The 19,625-nt window shown below is 72.7% G+C and carries 16 protein-coding genes; 13 read left to right on the forward strand and 3 right to left on the reverse strand.

The features are described 5' to 3' along the window. Positions 1-125 precede the first annotated feature (125 nt). Positions 126-1,049 (forward strand): sulfite exporter TauE/SafE family protein, encoded by a 924-nt coding sequence (locus tag O7628_RS26320; protein ID WP_278134595.1) that lies wholly within the window; start codon positions 126-128, stop codon positions 1,047-1,049. A gap of 181 nt (positions 1,050-1,230) precedes the next feature. Here O7628_RS26320 and O7628_RS26325 read toward each other — a convergent pair whose 3' ends face one another. After that, positions 1,231-2,586, reverse strand: coding sequence for a PHB depolymerase family esterase (locus O7628_RS26325; RefSeq protein WP_278134598.1), 1,356 nt, complete (start codon positions 2,584-2,586; stop codon positions 1,231-1,233). Positions 2,587-2,840: 254 nt separating this feature from the next. On the opposite strand from O7628_RS26325, the gene nhaA reads away from it, so the two are divergent. Beyond that, the gene (gene nhaA, locus O7628_RS26330) at positions 2,841-4,124 is read left to right on the forward strand and encodes a Na+/H+ antiporter NhaA (protein WP_278136410.1); all 1,284 of its coding nucleotides are present in this window, start codon (positions 2,841-2,843) and stop codon (positions 4,122-4,124) included. A 21-nt stretch (positions 4,125-4,145) separates the two neighbouring features. Here nhaA and O7628_RS26335 read toward each other — a convergent pair whose 3' ends face one another. After that, positions 4,146-4,715, reverse strand: coding sequence for an STAS domain-containing protein (locus tag O7628_RS26335; RefSeq protein WP_278134600.1), 570 nt, complete (start codon positions 4,713-4,715; stop codon positions 4,146-4,148). Positions 4,716-4,951: 236 nt separating this feature from the next. On the opposite strand from O7628_RS26335, the gene O7628_RS26340 reads away from it, so the two are divergent. The 5 genes from O7628_RS26340 to O7628_RS26360 all read left to right on the forward strand — a co-directional run bounded on the left by O7628_RS26340 (position 4,952) and on the right by O7628_RS26360 (position 10,448). Further along, entirely contained in the window at positions 4,952-6,490 is a 1,539-nt protein-coding gene (locus tag O7628_RS26340) for an ABC transporter substrate-binding protein (RefSeq protein ID WP_278134602.1), read from the forward strand. Positions 6,491-6,506: 16 nt separating this feature from the next. Continuing rightward, a complete protein-coding gene (locus tag O7628_RS26345; RefSeq protein ID WP_074479093.1) occupies positions 6,507-7,451 on the forward strand; it encodes an ABC transporter permease in 945 nt (314 codons plus the stop codon). 74 nt (positions 7,452-7,525) lie between these two features. Then, positions 7,526-8,383, forward strand: a complete 858-nt coding sequence (locus O7628_RS26350; RefSeq protein WP_278136411.1) for an ABC transporter permease — start codon at positions 7,526-7,528, stop codon at positions 8,381-8,383. Next, positions 8,380-9,417: an ABC transporter ATP-binding protein gene (locus O7628_RS26355; RefSeq protein ID WP_278134604.1), complete on the forward strand. Its 1,038-nt coding sequence runs from the start codon at positions 8,380-8,382 to the stop codon at positions 9,415-9,417. Before O7628_RS26350 ends, O7628_RS26355 begins: the two co-directional genes overlap by 4 nt. Then, positions 9,414-10,448 (forward strand): ABC transporter ATP-binding protein, encoded by a 1,035-nt coding sequence (locus tag O7628_RS26360; RefSeq protein ID WP_278134606.1) that lies wholly within the window; start codon positions 9,414-9,416, stop codon positions 10,446-10,448. The genes O7628_RS26355 and O7628_RS26360 overlap by 4 nt, the downstream gene beginning before the upstream one ends. Positions 10,449-10,498: 50 nt before the next feature. On the opposite strand, the gene O7628_RS26365 is transcribed toward O7628_RS26360, so the two are convergent. Then, entirely contained in the window at positions 10,499-11,512 is a 1,014-nt protein-coding gene (locus O7628_RS26365) for a LacI family DNA-binding transcriptional regulator (RefSeq protein WP_074479096.1), read from the reverse strand. Between the two features lie 879 nt (positions 11,513-12,391). On the opposite strand from O7628_RS26365, the gene araB reads away from it, so the two are divergent. From araB to yjfF, 6 genes are all read left to right on the forward strand, one after another. Beyond that, positions 12,392-14,089, forward strand: coding sequence for a ribulokinase (araB, locus tag O7628_RS26370; protein ID WP_278134610.1), 1,698 nt, complete (start codon positions 12,392-12,394; stop codon positions 14,087-14,089). Further along, positions 14,086-14,775: an L-ribulose-5-phosphate 4-epimerase gene (locus O7628_RS26375; RefSeq protein ID WP_176735066.1), complete on the forward strand. Its 690-nt coding sequence runs from the start codon at positions 14,086-14,088 to the stop codon at positions 14,773-14,775. Before araB ends, O7628_RS26375 begins: the two co-directional genes overlap by 4 nt. A 155-nt stretch (positions 14,776-14,930) precedes the next feature. Then, complete coding sequence (locus O7628_RS26380) at positions 14,931-15,938, forward strand: ABC transporter substrate-binding protein (protein ID WP_278134613.1); 1,008 nt, start codon at positions 14,931-14,933, stop codon at positions 15,936-15,938. Between the two features lie 72 nt (positions 15,939-16,010). Continuing rightward, positions 16,011-17,555 (forward strand): sugar ABC transporter ATP-binding protein, encoded by a 1,545-nt coding sequence (locus O7628_RS26385; RefSeq protein WP_278134615.1) that lies wholly within the window; start codon positions 16,011-16,013, stop codon positions 17,553-17,555. Next, entirely contained in the window at positions 17,552-18,622 is a 1,071-nt protein-coding gene (locus O7628_RS26390; protein WP_278134618.1) for an ABC transporter permease, read from the forward strand. Before O7628_RS26385 ends, O7628_RS26390 begins: the two co-directional genes overlap by 4 nt. Next, positions 18,619-19,611, forward strand: a complete 993-nt coding sequence (yjfF, locus tag O7628_RS26395) for a galactofuranose ABC transporter, permease protein YjfF (protein ID WP_074479101.1) — start codon at positions 18,619-18,621, stop codon at positions 19,609-19,611. Before O7628_RS26390 ends, yjfF begins: the two co-directional genes overlap by 4 nt. Positions 19,612-19,625: the final 14 nt, after the last annotated feature.

Consider the following 19,625-nt stretch of genomic DNA (forward strand, 5'->3'; position numbering starts at 1 on the left):
GCGTCGCCTACGACAATCCCTGTACCTGCACAGACTCGGCTCGCCGGGGCGGTGCGGTCCGCCTCGACCGCCGTCCCCGCCCGGCGCTGCCAGACCCCCTTTTGTCTTTCGGATCGGCGGAAATTGTGCGTAAACTCCTTCTCCTCGCCCTTGTGGGACTCGGTGCGCAACTGGTAGACGGCAGCCTCGGCATGGCGTACGGCGTGACGTCGACAACACTGCTGCTGGCCATCAACACCAGCGCCGCGAGTGCTTCCGCAACCGTTCACCTGGCCGAGATCGGCACCACCCTCGTCTCCGGCGCCGCCCACTGGCGCTTCGGCAACGTCGACTGGACGGTGGTCCGCAGGGTCGGCGTGCCGGGCGCCGTCGGCGCTTTCGCCGGTGCCACGTTCCTGTCCAGCCTCTCCACCGCGACCGCGGCCCCGATCATGTCGTTGATCCTGCTCACCCTCGGGGTCTACGTGCTGGTCCGGTTCACCGTTTCCGGGTTGCCCCGCGACCGGGTCGGGCTGCCCCTGCGCAAGCGCTTCCTCGGCCCGCTGGGCCTCGTCGCCGGCTTCGTCGACGCGACCGGCGGCGGCGGCTGGGGCCCGGTCGGCACCCCCGCCATCCTCGCCAGCGGCCGGATGGAGCCGCGTCGGGTGATCGGCTCCATCGACACCAGCGAGTTCCTGGTGGCGATCGCCGCCAGCGCCGGGTTCCTGGTCGGGATCGGGTCGGAGAACATCAACTTCGGCTGGGTGGGCGCGCTGCTGCTCGGCGGCATGATCGCCGCGCCGATCGCCGCCTGGCTGGTGCGGATGGTGCCGCCGCGGGTCCTCGGCTCCGCCGTCGGCGGCGTCATCATCCTCACCAACGTGCGGACCCTGCTGCTCAGCGACTGGATCGACGCCTCCGCCGGCATCCGGTACGCCAGCTACCTGGTCATCGTGGCCGCCTGGGCGGCCGCCGTGGCCTGGTCGGTGCGCCAGCATCTGGCGGACCGGACCGTCGAGCCGGTCGTGGCCGGGGACGGTCCCGGGGAGCCTGCCACCGCGACGAACTGACCGCCCGCCGGGCCCGCCGTAGCCGGCGCGCGGGCCGGTGTAGGCCGCCGGCACGGGAGTCCCGCCCGGACCCCCATGCCGGCGGTCGGCATGTCGGATTCGTGACGAGGGCGCGCACCGGAATCGGTGCGCGCCCTCGCCGGCGACGGTGGTGGCGGAGCGCACCGCCACCGGGTTGCACTCAGGACACCGAGCAGGCCGCCCCGTTGAGGGTGAACGAGGCCGGCTTGGCGGTGTTGCCGGTGTGGTCGGCCTGGAAGCCGATGCTGACCGACGAGTTCGGCGCGATCGTGCCGTTGTACGAGACGTTACGGGCGGTCACCGCGCCGCTGGTGGGGGAGTAGGTGGCGTTCCAGCCGCCGGTGATGCTCTGCCCGGCCGGCAGCGTGAACGCCAGGCTCCAGCCGTTGATCGTCGTGCCGCCGGTGTTGGTGATCGTGACGGCGGCGGTCAGGCCGGTGTTCCAGGCGTTGACGGTGTACCCGACGGCGCAGCCCCCGCCGGCCGGCGGCGTGGTCGGCGGCGGCGTCGTGGGCGGTGGGGTGGTCGGCGGCGGCGTGGTCGGCGGTGGGGTGGTCGGCGGGGCAGTGGTGGGCGGCGGCGTCGTGGGCGGGGTGGCGTTGTCCAGGCCGAAGAACCGGATGGCCTGCGCGGCGTCCACGGGCAGGTTGTGCGAGACCCCGGCCATGCTGATCGCCTCGACCGGCGCCATGGTGCCGCTGCCGCCGTAGCGGGTGCGGGTGTAGCCGGACTGCGGGGTGTCCGTGTACGTCGGGGTCTGGCTCAGCCCGTGCACGTTCGTCCACTGCTTGACCTCTTCGCCGAAGTTCGGGTAGCGCAGGGTCTCGTCGTTGGTGCCGTGCCACAGCTGCATCCGGGGCCGCTTGCCCGTGTACCCCGGGTAGGCGTTGCGGACCAGGTCGCCCCACTGCTGGGCGGTCTTGGTGACCTGCCCGTTGGCGCACTCGCTGTTCCACTCCGAGCCGTTCGTGGTGGCGAAGCAGCCGAACGGGACGCCGGCGAAGGCCGCGCCGGCGGCGAACACGTCGGGGTAGAGCCCGAGCAGGACGTTGGTCATCATCGCCCCGGAGGAGACGCCGGTGGCGAAGATCCGGTCCGCGTCGACGGGGTACCGCGCCCGGACGTAGTCGATCATCGACTTGATGCCCACCGGGTCGCTGCCGCCGTCCCGGCGCAACGCCTGCGGCGAGGAGACGTCGAAGCACTGGCTGCTGCGGGTCACCGACGGGTAGACGACGATGTAGCCGTACTGGTTGGCCAGCTCGTCGAACTGGGCGCCGTTGAAGAACGCCGGGCCGGTGCCGGTGCAGTAGTGCACCGCGACCAGCAGGCCCGGCCGGGGCGCGACCCGGTCGGGCACGTACAGGTACATGCGCAGGTTGCTGGGGTTCGCGCCGAAGTTGGTGACCTCGGTCAGCGCCGCCGCCGACGCGGGCGCGGGTGCCGTGACGGCCGCGAGCGCGGCCACCGCGGCGGCCACCAGGGCGGCGCCCAGCAGCTTCGTCCTTGATCTCATGGGGCAGGTTCCTCCGGAGAGTGCCGATGGGGCGAGGTTCCGATCGGGGCTGCCCGGCCTCCGACCATGTCCGGCTCAGGAACGTTCATCAGTATGGATAGCTGGAGTGAGGGTGGCAACCAGCGGAAGTTTCGGGCCCGGAAAGCGGCTAGGGTAGGGCTTCGGTGTGCCGGGAAGTCTGGTCGGCGACGAGACGACGCTGCCCAGCCGACGAGGAGTTCCCCGTGACCGACGCCCCCCGGCGCCGCCCCAGCCTGCTCGCCCGACGCTCGTGGGGTGAGACCAGCCGCATCCTCGGCATCCTGCGCAGGGAGACCGTGGGCGGGGCGCTCCTGCTGGTCGGCGCGTTGCTGGCCCTGATCTGGTCCAACTCCCCCTGGGCCGACGGCTACCAGGCGCTGCGGGACCTCAGGCTGGGTCCGGCGGCGCTGCACCTGGACCTCAGCCTGGCCACCTGGGCCGCCGACGGCCTGTTGGCGATCTTCTTCTTCGTCGCCGGGCTGGAGCTCAAGCGCGAGTTCGTCGCCGGGGACCTGCGGGACCCGCGCCGCGCGGCGGTGCCGGTGGCCGCCGCCATGGGCGGCGTGCTCGTGCCCGCCCTCCTTTACCACCTCATCGCCGGCGGCGACGCTCCGCGGGGCTGGGCGATCCCCACCGCGACCGACATCGCCTTCGCCCTGGCGGTGCTCGCCGTCGTCGGCCGCTTCCTGCCCGCGGCGCTGCGCACCTTCCTGCTCACCCTCGCGGTGGTCGACGACCTGCTCGCCATCGTGATCATCGCCGTCTTCTACACCTCCGACCTGGCCGTCGGGCCGCTGCTGGGCGCGCTGGTCCCGCTGGCGGTCTTCGGGCTGCTGGTGCAGCGCCGGGTCCGGTCCTGGTGGCTGCTGCTGCCGCTGGCCGCCGTGACCTGGGTGCTGATGCATGAGTCCGGGGTGCACGCCACCGTCGCCGGCGTGCTGCTGGCCTTCACCGTTCCGGTGGTCCGCAGCCGGGCCGCAGGCGGCCCGGACGCCGGTCCCGGCCTCGCCGAGCACTTCGAGCACCGGTTCCGGCCCCTCTCCGCCGGGGTCGCGGTGCCGGTCTTCGCGTTCCTCTCCGCCGGTGTCACCGTCGGCGGCCTCGCCGGCCTGGCCACCGCCCTGACCGACCGGGTCGCCGTCGGGATCGTGGTCGGCCTGGTGCTCGGCAAGCCGATCGGCATCATGGCGGCGACCTGGCTGGTGTCCCGGTTCACCCGCGCCGACCTCGACGAGGGGTTGAACTGGCTCGACGTGTTCGGCCTGGCGCTGCTGGGCGGCATCGGGTTCACCGTCTCCCTGCTCATCGGCGAGCTCGCCTTCGGCCTGGGCAGCGAGCGCGACGACCACGTCAAGGTCGCCGTACTCACCGGATCCCTGCTCGCCGCCGGCCTGGCCACCGTCATCCTGCGCGTCCGCAGCCGGGCCTACCGGCGGGTGCACGAGGCCGAGACCGTCGACCGCGACCGGGACGGGGTGCCCGACGTCTACCAGGCGCAGCCCGACCGGTCGGCCTGAGCCGCCGCGCCCCGCGCCGGGTCAGCGGGCCGGCGCGGGGCCGGTCGCCGTCAGGGCGGGGCCGGTCGCCGCCAGCGCGGGGGCGGTCGCCGCCAGGGCCTCCTGCCTGGTCGCGAAGGTCGGGAAGAGGCCGTCGAGCCGCATGGTGTGCAGGACGGTGCGGACGAACCGGGAGGGCGCGGCGAGGCACAGGACGACGCCCCGCTGCCGGGCGTCCTGGTGGGCCCGCACCAGCAGACCCAGCCCGGCCGGGTCGATCTGCTCCATGCCGTGCAGGTCCACCACGGCCCGCCCGTCGACCTCGACCGCGTCGCGCAGGGCGGCGCGCAGCCGGTCCTCGCCGTGGCTGGGCGCGTCGTCGCAGCCGTCGACCTGGTCGATCCCGAGGAGTTGGCTCGGCGCGGGGCCGGCGATGCTGCACGGCGGGCACCGGTGCGGGCCGACGGCGAACGGCGAGCCGCTCCAGCCGTGCTCGGACACCAGCGTCCAGACGACCTCGGCGTCGGGCAGCACGCACGCGTTGCCGGTCGTCGTGTCGCCGCAGTCGTCGCAGATCAGCGTCATCAGGCGATCGTCCGGTACGACCGTCATCCGGCCTCCTCTCCTCGGCGGCGGCAGCCCCCACCCTGGTACGCGGTTTTGGAGGGCACCCCCCGGTTCCATGACGGTTGTGTGACGAAACCGCCCTCACCTGGGCCGGTACCGCCGGGGCCGCGCCCGGCGGCGGGCCGGGGCGGCGACGCAGGTTTCGTCCGCCGGACACCGCGGGCAAGGAGATCGGGGGCGGGAGCACTCCCGCGCCTCGCTGACGGAGGGGGACCGGGTCCATGACCAGATCCAGAATGGTCGGCGCCGTGCTCGCGCTCGCACTCGCCGCCGCCGGATGCGGCGCCGGCGACAGCGTCGACGTGGACGGGGCCGGCGACACCGGCGGCACGGGCGCCGGCGGCACGCTGAACGCCGCGATCGGCGGGGAACCCGACCAGCTCGACCCGCACCGGACCTCGGCCTACTACAGCTTCCAGGTGCTGGAGAACGTCTACGACACCCTCGTCGAGCCGGGCCCCGACCTGCGGATGGGTCCCTCGCTGGCGACGAAGTGGACCACCAGCGCCGACCAGCTCACCTGGACCTTCACCCTCCGCGAGGGCGTGCGCTTCTCCGACGGGTCGCCGCTGACCTCCGAGGACGTCGTCTACTCGTACGAGCGGATCATCTCGGAGAAGCTCAACCAGTCCTACCGGTTCGAGACCGTGAAGTCCGTGACCGCGCCCGACCCGACGACCGTGGTGGTCGCGCTCACCAAGCCCACCCCGAACCTGCTGGCCAGCCTCGGCGGGTTCAAGGGCGTCGCGATCGTCGAGAAGTCCAACGTGGAGTCCGGGGCGGTCAAGACCAGGCCGGTGGGCAGCGGGCCGTTCGCCGTCGCCGGCTACACCTCCGGCGACAGCATCCAGCTCACCCGCAACGACAACTACTGGGGCGCGAAGCCGAAGCTCGACGGGGTCCGCTTCACCTTCGTCAAGGACCCCACGGTCGCCCTCCAGAACCTGCGCGGCGGCGAGGTCCAGTGGACCGACAACCTGCCGCCCCAGCAGGTCGCCGCGCTGAAGGAGAACGGCGGCGACGTCACCGTCGAGTCGCGGTCGTCGACCGACTACTGGTACCTCGCGCTCAACGAGGGCCGCAAGCCGTACGACGACGTGAACGTGCGCCGCGCGATCGCGTTCGCCCTGGACCGGGAGGCGATCGCGAAGGCGGCCAAGTTCGGGCAGGCCACGGTCAACCAGACCGCGATCCCGAAGGGCAGCTCCTGGCACTTCGAGTACGCGCCGTACCGGCACGACCCGGCGCAGGCCCGGCAGCTGCTCGGCCAGGCCGGCGTCAGCGGGCTGAGGCTGGATCTGATGGTGACCACCGAGTACCCGGAGACGGTCAGCGCGGCCCAGGTCATCGCCGCCCAGCTCAAAGACGTCGGGATCACCGTGAAGATCCGCACCCTCGACTTCGCCCAGTGGCTCGACGAGCAGGGCCGGGGCGCCTTCGACGCGTTCCTGCTCGGCTGGCTCGGCAACATCGACCCGGACGAGTTCTACTACGCCCAGCACCGCACCGGCGCGACGTTCAACTTCCACAAGTACAGCAACCCCGCCGTCGACAGGCTCCTCGACGCCGGCCGCACCGAAACCGACCCGGCGGCCCGCAAGCGGACGTACGACCAGGCGGCCAAGCAGATCGTCGACGACGCCAGCTACATCTACCTCTACAACCCCGACGTGGTGCAGGGCTGGTCGAAGCAGGTGACCGGCTACCAGGTCCGCTCCGACCGGGCCATCCGGTTCCGCGACGTCGCCCTCGACAGGTGAGCTGACGGGGGCAGACATGACACGCTTCGTCCTACGCCGGCTGCTCCAGTCGGTCGTCGTCCTGTTCGGGGTGACGCTCGTCGTCTTCCTGCTGCTCCAGCTCGTCCCCGGCGACCCCGTCCGGGTCGCCCTCGGGACCCGCTTCGACCAGCAGACCTACGACGCGCTGCGGGAACGCTCCGGCCTCGACCGGCCGCTGGTCGCGCAGTACCTCAGCTACGTCGGCCACGCGCTCACCGGCGACCTCGGGGTGAGCTTCCGCAGTGGCCAGCCGGTCACCACGATCGTGCTGGAGCGGTTGCCGGCGACGCTGTCGCTGGCGGTGACCGCCGTGCTGCTGGCCCTGCTCGTGGCCTTCCCGTTGGGCGTGCTCTCCGCCGTGCGCAGCGGGTCCGCCCTCGACCACGCCGCCCGGGTGTTCAGCCAGTTCGGCGTGTCGGTGCCCGACTTCTGGATGGGCATCATGGGCATCCTGCTCTTCGCCGGGGTGCTCGGCTGGCTGCCGCCGTCGGGCTACGTGGCCCTGACCGAGGACCCGGCGCGGTGGGCGTCGCACGTGGTGCTGCCGGCCACGGCCGTGGGGCTGGTCACCGCCTCGATCCTCACCCGGTTCATCCGCTCCTCGGTGCTGGAGGTGCTCGCCGAGGACTACGTGCGCACCGCCGAGGCCAAGGGGCTGCGCGCCCGGGTCGTGGTCGTCCGGCACGTGCTGCGCAACGCGCTGATCCCCGTGGTCACCGTGGTGGCGGTGCAGTTGGCCAGCCTCGTCGGCGGGGTGATCGTGATCGAGGTGCTGTTCGCCTGGCCGGGCGTCGGCCGGCTCACCTACGACGCCGTCCAGGCCCGCGACTACCCGGTGCTCCAGGGCGCGGTGCTCTTCGTCGCCGCCCTGTTCCTGCTGATGAACCTGCTGGTGGACGTCCTCTACGCCCGCCTCGACCCGCGGATCGGGCTGCGGTGAGCGGCGGCGAGGACCGGGCTGCGGTCGGCGGCGGAGCGGACCGGCCCGCGGCGCGCGGCGGGTCCGACGGCACGCTGCGCCGCACGCTGTCCGCCTTGCGCCACGACCCGCCGGCCGTCGCCGGCGCCGTCGTGCTGCTCCTGCTGCTCGTCGTCGGGGTGGCCGGCCGATGGCTGGCGCCGGCCGGGGTCAACGACGTCGACGTCGAGCGGATGCTGCGCCCGCCCAGCCTCGACCACCCGTTCGGCACCGACGAGCTGGGCCGCGACGTGCTCAGCCGCGTCCTCGTCGCCGCCCGGGTCTCCCTGGAGGTGGGCCTGGTCAGCGTCGGCATCGCGCTGCTGGTCGGGGTCACCGTGGGCCTGCTCGCCGGCTGGTACCGGGGCTGGGTGGACAACGTCCTCATGCGCGGCATGGACGTGCTGTTCGCGTTCCCGGTGCTGCTGCTCGCCGTCGCGATCGTGGCGGTGCTCGGGCCGGGCCTGGTCACCGCGATGGTCGCGATCGGGGTGGTCTACACGCCGATCTTCGCCCGGGTCACCCGCGCGGGCGTGCTCTCCGTACGCGAGCAGGTCTTCGTCCGCGCGGCGGTGTCCATCGGCGCGTCGGACGCGCGGATCATCCGCCGCCACGTGCTGCCCAACGTCGCGGCCCCGCTGATCGTGCAGACGTCGCTGTCGCTGGCGTTCGCCATCCTCTCGGAGGCGGCCCTGTCCTTCCTGGGCCTCGGCGTGCAGCCGCCGGACCCCGCCTGGGGCCGGATGCTCTACGACGGGCGCGGGTTCGTCACCGAGGCGTGGTGGCTCGGCGTCTTCCCCGGCGCCGCGATCTTCCTCACCGTGCTCGCCTTCAACCTCGTCGGCGACGCGCTGCGCGACGTGCTGGACCCGCGCCAGCTCACCGTCGGCGAGGCGAACAGGAGCAGGACATGAGCACACCACCCCCCGCCGCCCGCGATGACGCCGGGCCCGGCCCCGCCGCCCGCGACGACGACGCGCCGGTGCTGGCGATCGAGGACCTGACGGTGACGATCGGCACCCGACGTGGCCCGGCCCGGGCCGTCGCGGGCGTCGACTGGTCGGTGCGGGCCGGGCAGACCCTCGCCCTGGTCGGCGAGTCCGGCAGCGGCAAGAGCATGACCGTGCTCGCCGCCACCGGCCTGGCCCCCCGCGCGGCCACGGTCACCGGCCGGGTCCGGCTGCTCGGCGAGGAGCTGACCGCGCTGCCCGAGCCGCGCCGCCGGCGGCTGCGCGGACGGCACGTCGGCTTCGTCTTCCAGGACCCGATGACCTCGCTCAACCCGGTGCTCACCGTGGGCCGGCAGGTGTCCGAGGCGTGCGAGGAGCACCTCGGCATGACCCGCCGGCAGGCCCGGGACCGGGCCGTGGAGCTGCTCGACCTGGTCGGCATCCCGTCGCCGGGCCGGCGCGTCGACGAGTACCCGCACCAGTTCTCCGGCGGGATGCGGCAGCGGGTCGTCATCGCGATGGCCCTGGCCTGCGAGCCGGCCCTGCTGATCGCCGACGAGCCGACCACCGCGCTCGACGTCACCACCCAGGCGCAGATCGTCGAGCTGGTCGCCGACCTGCGCCGCCGGCTCGGCACCGCCGTCGTCTGGATCACCCACGACCTCGGCGTGGTCGCCGGGGTCGCCGACACGGTGGCCGTCATGTATGGCGGCCGGATCGTCGAGCGGGGCGACGTCGACGCCGTGTTCGACGCGCCGGCGCACCCGTACACCCGGGCCCTGCTGGCGGCCCGCCCGGACCCGCAGCATGGCGGCGGCGACCTCCCGGCGATCCACGGCGCGCCGCCGAGCCCGCTGGACCTGCCGCCCGGCTGCGCGTTCTGGCCCCGCTGCCCGGTGCGCGGCGACGCCCGGTGCGCGCACGAGCTGCCGCCGCTGGTCCCGGTGGCCCCCGGTCACGACGTACGCACCTTCTATCCCGGCGGGGAGGACGCATGAGCACCGACACCGTCCCGGCCGCGCCGACGCCGCAGGCCCGGCCGCCGGAGCCCCTTGCCGAGCTCGACGACCTGCGGGTGTGGTTCCCGGCCGGGGGCGGCGCGCAGGTGCGGGCCGTCGACGGGGTGTCGCTGACCGTCCGGCGGGGCGAGACGCTGGGGCTGGTCGGCGAGTCGGGCAGCGGTAAGTCCACCACCGGCCTGGCGCTGCTGCGCCTGGTCGACCCGACCTCCGGACGCGTGCGGGTCGGCGGCCGGGACGTCACCCGGTGGTCCCGCCGCCGGCTGCGCGGCCTGCGTCGGCGGGTGGCCATGGTGTTCCAGGACCCGCAGGCGTCGCTGGACCCCCGGCGCACGATCGGGGCCAGCGTCGCCGAGCCGCTGGTGGTGCACCGCCTCGCCGGCTCCGCCCAGGCCCGCGGCCGCCGGGTCGCCGAGCTGCTGGAACTGGTCGGCCTCCGCCCCGACCTCGCCGGCCGGCACCCGCACGAGCTCTCCGGCGGGCAACGCCAGCGGGTCGGCATCGCCCGCGCGCTGGCCGGGGAGCCCGACCTGATCGTCCTCGACGAGCCCATCGCCTCGCTCGACCTGAGCGTGCAGGCGCAGATCATGAACCTGCTGCGGGCGCTGCAACGGGACCTGGGACTGACGTACCTGTTCATCGCCCACGACCTCGCGGCCGTCGAGCACATGAGCGACCGGATCGCCGTGATGTACCTGGGCCGGATCGTGGAGACCGGCACCCCGGCGCAGCTCTACCGGCAGCCGGCGCACCCGTACACCGCCGCGCTGCTGTCGGCCGTCCCGGTGGCGGACCCGAAGGTGGAGCGGCGCCGGCGGCGGATCATCCTGCGCGGCGACGTGCCGAGCCCGGTCGACCCGCCCGCCGGCTGCCGGTTCCGGACCCGGTGCCCCCAGGCCCGGCCGGACTGCGCCGAGGTCGACCCGGGGCTGGTCGAGGTGGCCCCCGGTCAGCGGGCCGCCTGCCTGTACGCGGGCGAGGCGGTGCGCGCCATGCGGGACGGGGCCTGACCCCGGCGGCGTCCCGTCCACGGTGGACGGGACGCCAGCGGTCGGGGCGGTCAGCAGGGCCGGGTGCTGTGCCGGACGATCAGCGGGGTGGCCAGCTCGATGCGGTCGCTCGCCAGCTCCTCGTCGTTGACCAGGCTGAGCAGCATCCGGGTGGCCATCGCGGCCATCTCCGTCAGCGGCTGCCGCACGGTGGTCAGCGGTGGCACGGCCCATCGGGCGGCGTCCAGGTCGTCGAAGCCGACGACGCTCATGTCGTCGGGCGCCCGTAGTCCCCGCTCGTATAGCGCCTCGTAGGCGCCCAGGGCCATCTCGTCGGAGCAGGCGAAGATCGCCGTCGGCGGCCGGGCCAGGTCGAGCAGGGCGTGCGTCTCCCGGTAGCCCGAGGGCGCCAGGAAGTCGCCGGCGCGGACGTGGCCGGTGGGGACCCGCTGCCCGGCGGCGTCCATGGCGGCCCGGTAGCCGTCGACGCGGGCGCGGCTGCACGGCACGGTGGGGGGTCCGCCGATGACGGCGATCCGGCGGTGTCCGAGGTCGAGCAGGTGCTCGGTGGCCGCCCGCCCGCCGGCCCAGTTGGTCGCCCCGACGGAGGGTATGTCGGCGGGGGGCTGCCCGGCGGGGTCGATGATCACCGCCGGGATGCCCAGGTCCTCCAGCTGGCCGCGCTGGGCGGGGGAGAGGTCGGAGAGGACGAGCAGCACCCCGTTGCAGCGTCGGGCGGCGAGCTGCTCGGTCCAGCGCCGGTCGGGGCGGGTGCGGTGCCGGCCGTGGACGGCGGAGACGACGACGCCGAAGCCGGCCTGGTAGGCCAGCTCCTCCACGCCGTCGATGATCTGCATGGCCCACGGGCTGCCGAGATCCCGCAGCACCAGGTCGATCAGGCCCGCCCGGTTGGCCGGGCGGGCGGTGCCCCGGGCGGTGTACCCCCGCGCGTCGAGCAGCGTCTGCACCCGGTGCCGCGTCGCGGGTGCGACGTCCGGTCGGCCGTTGAGGACCTTCGAGACGGTGGGGATCGAGACCCCGGCCGCCTGCGCGATCTCCGCCAGCGTCGCCCGCTGTTGTTCCATGCCATCTCCCTCGTTCCCGGCCCGCCGCAGCATATCCCGAAACTTTCGACGCTTGGGGGCGGGTAGGGGTGAAATCGGGGTCTGGCCTGGACGCATCGACAGGTGACGCTTGACTCGCCTTCGCTTGAGAGCTTAGTCTGCACGGGTCCGAAACAAGCTCGAAACTTTCGGGCGCGGGTTGCTGCTGCCGCGTCTGCTGTCGGCCGGGTCGGCGCCGCCGGACGGGGCGGCGTCGGCCCGGTGCCCGACGGGGGTTCCCCGGGCCGGCCTGGCCGCCCGGGGTGCGGCTTCGGCGGGGCTGCGAGCCTGGGTGCTTCGGTCGCGCTCCGTGACGAAGGGGAGCTGGCCACATCAGGACGATCGTCCTTACCCTGCGTTGTCATTCTCCGGGGGTCTCCGTGACGCCACCGCGCGCTCTGCTGCGTGCCCGGCGCCGCGACGCCCTCGTCGAGCGGTGTGCATCCGGCTCCGCGAGGAGCTGCGAAGGCTTCCGCGTGGTGGCGGAGTGTGAGTGTTGCGTCATCTGGCGCGGAGCGGGTCGGGCGGGTGGCGTGGTGCGCCGGGGGGCCGTCTCTCACTCCCCGTCACGGCCGGGCGGCGGGTCGGTGGGCCCGGCGGGGGCCGGCGGGCGGCGGTGGGGAGTCTCCCGCGCCGTGCGGCCGGCTCGCCCTCTCCTTGTGAACGCGCACATCCCCGGCTTCGGGCCGCCTCCGCCGTGGGTCGCGCCCCGTGACCGAATCGTCGCCGACGTGGCCATCTGGAGAGACTCCAGGCTGGGGGCCGTGTCGGAGACCGGACTGAAAGATCTTGGCGGGAAGCATCTTGACGACACGACATGTGAGCGCTAACACTGTTGCCAGCAAGTGAGCGGAGGATGTCATGAGCGTTTCGGCAGGGCCGGGCGACCGGTACGTTGTCGGCGTCGACTACGGCACGTTGTCGGGTCGAGCGCTGGTGGTACGGGTCGGTGACGGTGCCGAACTGGGCACGGCGGTGCACGAGTACCGACACGCCGTGATGGACACGGTACTCGCCGTCGACGGCCAGGCGCTACCCGCGGACTGGGCCCTCCAGGACCCGGACGACTACCGCGAGGTGCTGCGGCAGGCGGTGCCGGCGGCCCTGGCCGCCAGCGGCGTCGACCCCCGCCAGGTCATCGGCATCGGCATCGACTTCACCGCCTGCACCGTGCTGCCCACCCGCGCCGACGGCACCCCGCTGTGCGAGCTGCCCGACCTGCGTACCCGGCCGCACGCCTGGGTCAAGCTGTGGAAGCACCACGCGGCCCAGCCCCAGGCGGACCGGATCAACGAGCTGGCCCACGCCCGCAACGAGCCGTGGATCGGCCGCTACGGCGGCAAGATCTCCGCCGAGTGGCAGTACGCCAAGGGCCTGCAACTGCTGGAGGAGGACCCGGAGGTCTACGACCGCGCCGAGCGGTGGATCGAGGCCGCCGACTGGATCGTCTGGCAGCTCTGCGGCGTCGAGACCCGCAACGTGTGCACCGCCGGCTACAAGGGCATCCGCCAGGACGGCCGGTACCCGTCGCGGGAGTACCTGGCCGCGCTGAACCCAGGCTTCGCCGACTTCGTCGCCAAGATCGACGGCCCGCTCGCGCCGCTGGGCGCCCGGGCCGGCGGGCTGACCGCCGAGGCCGCGGCCTGGACCGGCCTGCCCGAGGGGATCGCCGTGGCGGTCGGCAACGTCGACGCCCACGTCACCTCCGCCGCCGCCCAGGCCCTCGACCCGGGCCGGCTGGTCGCCATCATGGGCACCTCCACCTGCCACGTCGTCAACGGCACCGAGCTGGCCGAGGTGGCCGGCATGTGTGGCGTCGTGGACGGCGGGATCAGCTCCGGGCACTGGGGCTACGAGGCGGGCCAGAGCGGCGTCGGCGACATCTTCGGCTGGTACGTCCAGCACGCCGCCCCCGCCGGCTTCGACTCGCACGAGGCGCTGACGGCCGCCGCCGCGGCCCAGCCGGTCGGCGCGCACGGCCTGGTGGCGCTGGACTGGTGGAACGGCAACCGGTCCCTGCTGGTCAACCACGACCTCAGCGGGGTGATCGTCGGGCTGACCCTGGCCACCCGGCCGCCGGACGTCTACCGCGCGCTGCTGGAGTCCACCGCGTTCGGCACCCGCATGATCATCGAGGCGTTCGCCGAGGCGGGGGTGCCGGTCGACGAGATCATCGTCGCGGGCGGGCTGACCAACAACGCGCTGCTCATGCAGATCTACGCCGACGTCACGAAGCGCCCGCTGGGCATCATCGGCTCGACGCAGGGCCCGGCGCTCGGCTCGGCGATCCACGCGGCGGTGGCCGCGGGCGCGTACCCCGACGTGCCGGCCGCCTCGGCCGTGATGGGCCGGGTCGACCGCGACGTCTACCGGCCCGACCCGCAGCGGGCGCTCGCCTACGACGCGCTCTACGCGGAGTACCGGCGGCTGCACGACCACTTCGGCCGGGGCGGCGACGAGGCCCTGCTGCGGCTGCGCGCCATCCGCAACGCCGCCCGTCGGGCGGCCGACCACTCCCCGGCCGGCGAGGCCGCAGTCCCCCTGGAGGTGTTGGCATGAGCCCCGACCTTGGCGCCGAGGTGACGCGCCTGCGCGAGCAGGTCGCGACCCTGCACGGCGAGCTGGTCCGCTACAACCTGGTGGCCTGGACGGCCGGCAACGTCTCCGCCCGGGTGCCCGGCGCGGACCTGATGGTCATCAAGCCCAGCGGCGTCTCCTACGACGACCTGCGGCCCGACAACATGATCGTCTGTGACCTCGACGGCGTCGTGGTGGAGGGTGACCTGTCGCCGTCGAGCGACACCGCCGCGCACGCCTACGTCTACCGGGCGATGCCGGAGGTCGGCGGCGTGGTGCACACCCACAGCTCCTACGCCACCGCCTGGGCGGCCTGCGGCGAGTCGATCCCGTGCCACCTCACCGCCCAGGCCGACGAGTTCGGCGGCGAGATCCCGGTCGGCCCGTTCGCGCTCATCGGCGGCGACGACATCGGCAAGGGCATCGTGGCCACCCTGTCCGGGCACCGCTCGCCGGCGGTGCTCATGCGCAACCACGGCGTCTTCACCATCGGCAAGGACGCCCGCGCGGCGGTCAAGGCGGCGGTGATGTGCGAGGACGTCGCCCGCACCGCCCACCTGGCCCGCACGCTCGGCCGGCCGGTGCCGATGGCCCGCGAGGACATCGACTCCCTCTACGACCGTTACCAGAACGTCTACGGGCAGCCCGGGGTCTCCGCCACCCCCTGACCGCCCGACCCCGTCCCGGCCGGTCCGGCACCCCGAGGGCCCGGCCCGTTCCACCGCACCTCACCACAGCACCACCGGTTGGCCGTGCCGTCCGGCACGCCGAGGCGGCCCCGGCCCATGTAGGTACCCCACCCACCCCCGCAAGGAGTCATCACATGCGCAAGTCCGGCACGACCATCACCCGCCGCGGGTTCGGCGCGATCCTGGCCGCCGGCCTGATGGCCACCAGCCTGGCCGCGTGCGGCAACAGCGACACCGGCTCGGAGTCCGGCGGCAACGGCGACGGCCAGATCGTCCTCGGCTTCTCGCAGGTCGGCGCGGAGAGCGGCTGGCGCACGGCGAACACCAACTCCATCAAGGAGTCCGCCGAGAAGGCCGGCATCAAGCTGCAGTTCGACGACGCCCAGCAGAAGCAGGAGAACCAGATCAAGGCGATCCGCAACTTCATCCAGCAGAAGGTCGACGTGATCGCCTTCTCGCCGGTGGTGGAGTCGGGCTGGGACACCGTGCTCAAGGAGGCCAAGGACGCCAAGATCCCGGTCATCCTGACCGACCGGGCCGTCGACTCGGCCGACAAGAGCCTCTACAAGACCTTCATCGGCTCGGACTTCGTCAAGGAGGGCCGGCTCTCCGGCGAGTGGCTGGTCGAGCAGAAGAAGGACGCCACGGGCCCGGTGAACATCGTCGAGCTCCAGGGCACCACCGGCTCGGCGCCGGCCAACGACCGCAAGAAGGGCTTCGCGGAGGCCATCGCCGCCAACCCCAACCTGAAGATCGTCGCGTCGCAGAGCGGTGACTTCACCCGGGCCGGCGGCAAGCAGGTCATGGAGCAGTTCCTCAAGGCCAACCCGAAGATCGACGTCCTGTTCGCCCACAACGACGACATGGGCCTCGGCGCGCTGGAGGCGATCACCGCGGCCGGCAAGGTGCCGGGCAAGGACATCACCATCATCACGATCGACGCGGTCAAGGACGGCATGCAGGCCCTGGCCGACGGCAAGTTCAACTTCATCGCCGAGTGCAGCCCGCTGCTGGGCGACCAGCTGATGGACCTGGTGAAGAAGGTTAAGGCCGGCGAGGAGGTCCCCGCCCGGGTCGAGACCCAGGAGACCACCTTCACCCAGGAGCAGGCCAAGGCCGCTCTGCCGACCCGGAAGTACTGACCGGAGGGGGCCGCCGCGCCACGCGCGGCGGCCCCGCCGCTCGCTTCCGCGACACACGAAAGGCCTGGTGGGATGTCGCAGAGGCATCCGGTCCTGACGATGACCGCGATCAGCAAGATCTTCCCGGGAGTACGCGCCCTCGACGGCGTCGACTTCCGTCTCTTCCCCGGTGAGGTCCACGCCCTGATGGGCGAGAACGGCGCCGGCAAGTCCACCCTCATCAAGGTGCTGACCGGCGTCTACAGCACGGACGCCGGCACGATCACCCTCGACGGTCAGCAGGTCTCCTTCGCCGGGCCGATGCAGGCCACCGCGGCCGGGGTGAGCACCGTCTACCAGGAGGTCAACCTCCTGCCCAACCTGTCGGTGGCGGAGAACATCTTCATCGGCCGGGAGCCGCGCCGGCTCGGGGCCGTCAACTGGCGCGAGATGCGCCGCCGGGCCAAGGAGCTGCTGGCCCGCATCGACCTGCACATCGACGTCACCGAGCTGCTCGGCAGCTATTCCCTCGCGGTGCAGCAGATGGTGGCCATCGCCCGCGCCGTCGACGTGAACGCCCGGGTGCTGATCCTCGACGAGCCCACCTCCAGCCTCGACGCCGACGAGGTGGCCCAGCTGATGCGGATCATGCGCCAGCTGCGCGACGACGGCATCGCGATCGTCTTCGTCACCCACTTCCTCGACCAGGTGTACGGCATCGCCGACCGGATCACCGTGCTGCGCAACGGCCGCCTCGTGGGCGAGTACCCGACGGCCGAGCTGCCGCAGATCGCCCTCGTGGAGAAGATGATCGGCAAGGAGCTCGACGCGCTGGAGCGCCTCGACTCCGAGACCGACCGGGACCGTGCGGCGGTCACGCAGGGGGAGCCCCTCGTGGCGGCGGACGGGCTGGGCCGCTCCGGCTCGGTCGCGCCGTTCAGCCTCACCATCCACGCCGGCGAGGTCGTCGGGCTGGCCGGGCTGCTGGGGTCGGGGCGCACCGAGGTCGCCCGCCTGTTCTTCGGCGCGGACCGCTCCGACCAGGGCCGGCTCGCGGTCGACGGCGCGCCCGCCGCGATCCGCAACCCGGTGGCCGCGATCGACCGGGGCGTCGCCTTCTGCTCCGAGAACCGCCGCACCGAGGGCCTGGTGGGCGAGCTGTCGGTGCGGGAGAACATCATCCTGGCCATGCAGGCGGCCCGCGGCTGGCTGCGGCCGGTGCCCCGGCGCAAGCAGGACGAGCTGGTCGAGCGCTACATCAAGGCGCTGAGCATCCGGCCGGCCAACCCCGACATGCCGGTGCGCAACCTCTCCGGCGGCAACCAGCAGAAGGTGCTGCTCGCCCGGTGGCTGATCACCGAGCCGCGGCTGCTGATCCTGGACGAGCCGACCCGGGGCATCGACATCGGCGCGAAGACCGAGATCCAGCGCCTCGTGGCGCAGCTCTCCGACGGCGGGATGGCGGTGCTGTTCATCTCCGCCGAGCTGGAGGAGGTGCTGCGGCTCAGCCACAAGGTCGTCGTGATGCGCGACCGGCGGCTGGTCGCCCAGCTCGACAACGACGACACCCTCGACGCCGACCGCGTGATGCAGGCCATCGCCAGCGGCGCGGCGCAGGAAGGGTTGGAGAAGGTATGAGCACAGCGCGTACCCGCCTCGCGGGCGTCACCGGCCACCGGCTGTTCTGGCCCCTGGTCGTGCTGGTGGTGCTGCTGGCGGCGAACACCGTCTACCGGCCGAGCTTCCTGTCGGTCGAGCTGAAGAACGGCCACCTCTACGGCAGCCTCGTCGACATCGTCCGGCTCAGCGCCCCGCTGATCCTGGTCGCGCTGGGCATGTCCCTGGTGATCGCCACGGGCGGCATCGACCTCTCCGTGGGTTCCGTGGCCGCCGTCTGCGGCGCGATAGCCTGCCTCTACATCAGCGAGCAGCCCGACCAGAACAGCCTCGGCGCCGTGCTCACGGCGGTGGCGATCGCGTTCGGCGTGGCCCTGGTGCTCGGCGCGTGGAACGGGATCCTGGTCGCCGGGATAGGCATCCAACCGATCATCGCCACGCTGATCCTGATGGTCGCCGGCCGGGGCCTGGCCCAGCTGGTCACCTCCGGGCAGATCATCACGATCAACAGCGAGCCGTACAAGACGATCGGGGTCGGGCACCTGCTCACGCTGCCGTTCGCGATCATCATCGCCCTCGCGGTGACGCTGGTCGTGGCGGTGCTGACCCGCCGCACCGCCCTCGGCATGATCATCGAGGCGGTCGGCGGCAACGCCGAGGCCAGCCGCCTGGCGGGCGTGCGCTCGCGGCGGATCACCTTCCTGGTCTACGTGGTGAGCGCCGCCTGCGCCGCCGTGGCCGGGTTCATGATGACGGCGAACGTCTCCAGCGCCGACGGCAACGCGGTCGGCCTCTGGGTCGAGCTGGACGCCATCCTCGCCGTGGTCATCGGCGGCACGTCGCTGGCCGGCGGCCGGTTCTACCTCAGCGGCACCATCGTCGGCGCGCTGATCATCCAGACCCTGACCACCTCGGTGTACGCCATGAACATCGACCCGCAGACGGCCCTGCTGTTCAAGGCGGTCGTGGTGATCGCGGTCTGCCTCATCCAGGCGCCGGCGTTCCGCGCCCGGTTCCGGCGTCGGCACGCGCCGACGTCAGCCCCGGCGACGCCCGCCGAGAAGCAGAAGGAGCAGGTCCCGGCATGACCACGACCCCCCTGGCCGCGCGCGGCCCACGGGCCTGGTGGCGGGTGCCGCAGCGGCAGGTGCCGGTGCTGGCCACCCTGGCCCTGCTGCTGGTGATGTACGGCATCGGCGTCTCGCAGTACCGGGCCTTCTCCAACATCCAGGTCGTCTTCAACATCTTCATCGACAACGGCTTCCTGCTCGTCGTCGCGGTCGGCATGACCTTCGTCATCCTGACCGGCGGCATCGACCTGTCGGTCGGCTCCGTGGTGGCGATGACCGCGATGGTGTCGGCGTCGCTGCTCGGCGACGGCGTGCACCCCGCGGTGGTGCTGCTGATCGCGCTGCTCATCGGCCCCGCCCTCGGGTTCGCGATGGGCTGCGTCATCCACTTCTTCGACATCCAGCCGTTCATCGTCACCCTCGCCGGCATGTTCTTCGCCCGGGGCATGTGCACCTGGATCAGCTCGACGTCCATTCCGATCACCGACGGGTTCTGGACCTCGGCGGCGCAGGAGCGCATCCGCATCGGCGAGAACTTCGTGACCGTGAGCGTCCTGGTCGCCCTCGTCGTGGTGGCGGTCGCGGCGTACACGCTTGCCTACACCCGGCTGGGCCGCAACGTGTACGCCATCGGCGGCAACCAGCAGTCGGCGCTGCTCATGGGCCTGCCCGTGGGGCGTACGAAGATCGCCGTCTACACGATCAGCGGGCTCTGCTCGGCCATCGGCGGCATCCTGCTGTCGTTCTACACGCTGTCGGGCGCCCCGCTGATCGCGATCGGCATGGAGCTGGACACGATCGCCGCCGTCGTCATCGGCGGGACCCTGCTCACGGGTGGCTCCGGCTACGTGTTCGGCACGGTGCTGGGTGTCCTCGTGCTGGGGGTGATCCAGACGCTGATCACCTTCGACGGCAGCCTCAGCTCCTGGTGGACCAAGATCGTGATCGGTGGCCTGCTGTTCGCGTTCATCCTCCTCCAGCGCCTCGTCGGCATCCGCAAGAAGTGACCACCCCAGTACAC

Source organism: Micromonospora sp. WMMD956, from assembly GCF_029626125.1.
Classification (GTDB): domain Bacteria; phylum Actinomycetota; class Actinomycetes; order Mycobacteriales; family Micromonosporaceae; genus Micromonospora; species Micromonospora carbonacea.

Coding starts and splice junctions, on each gene's coding strand:
- O7628_RS26380 (WP_278134613.1), top strand. CDS start 14,931: ATGCGCAAGTCCGGCACGACCATCACCCGCCGCGGGTTCGGCGCGATC.
- O7628_RS26375 (WP_176735066.1), top strand. CDS start 14,086: ATGAGCCCCGACCTTGGCGCCGAGGTGACGCGCCTGCGCGAGCAGGTC.
- O7628_RS26345 (WP_074479093.1), top strand. CDS start 6,507: ATGACACGCTTCGTCCTACGCCGGCTGCTCCAGTCGGTCGTCGTCCTG.
- O7628_RS26325 (WP_278134598.1), bottom strand. CDS start 2,586: ATGAGATCAAGGACGAAGCTGCTGGGCGCCGCCCTGGTGGCCGCCGCG.
- yjfF (WP_074479101.1), top strand. CDS start 18,619: ATGACCACGACCCCCCTGGCCGCGCGCGGCCCACGGGCCTGGTGGCGG.
- araB (WP_278134610.1), top strand. CDS start 12,392: ATGAGCGTTTCGGCAGGGCCGGGCGACCGGTACGTTGTCGGCGTCGAC.
- O7628_RS26360 (WP_278134606.1), top strand. CDS start 9,414: ATGAGCACCGACACCGTCCCGGCCGCGCCGACGCCGCAGGCCCGGCCG.
- O7628_RS26340 (WP_278134602.1), top strand. CDS start 4,952: ATGACCAGATCCAGAATGGTCGGCGCCGTGCTCGCGCTCGCACTCGCC.
- O7628_RS26355 (WP_278134604.1), top strand. CDS start 8,380: ATGAGCACACCACCCCCCGCCGCCCGCGATGACGCCGGGCCCGGCCCC.
- O7628_RS26365 (WP_074479096.1), bottom strand. CDS start 11,512: ATGGAACAACAGCGGGCGACGCTGGCGGAGATCGCGCAGGCGGCCGGG.
- O7628_RS26335 (WP_278134600.1), bottom strand. CDS start 4,715: ATGACGGTCGTACCGGACGATCGCCTGATGACGCTGATCTGCGACGAC.
- O7628_RS26390 (WP_278134618.1), top strand. CDS start 17,552: ATGAGCACAGCGCGTACCCGCCTCGCGGGCGTCACCGGCCACCGGCTG.
- O7628_RS26385 (WP_278134615.1), top strand. CDS start 16,011: ATGTCGCAGAGGCATCCGGTCCTGACGATGACCGCGATCAGCAAGATC.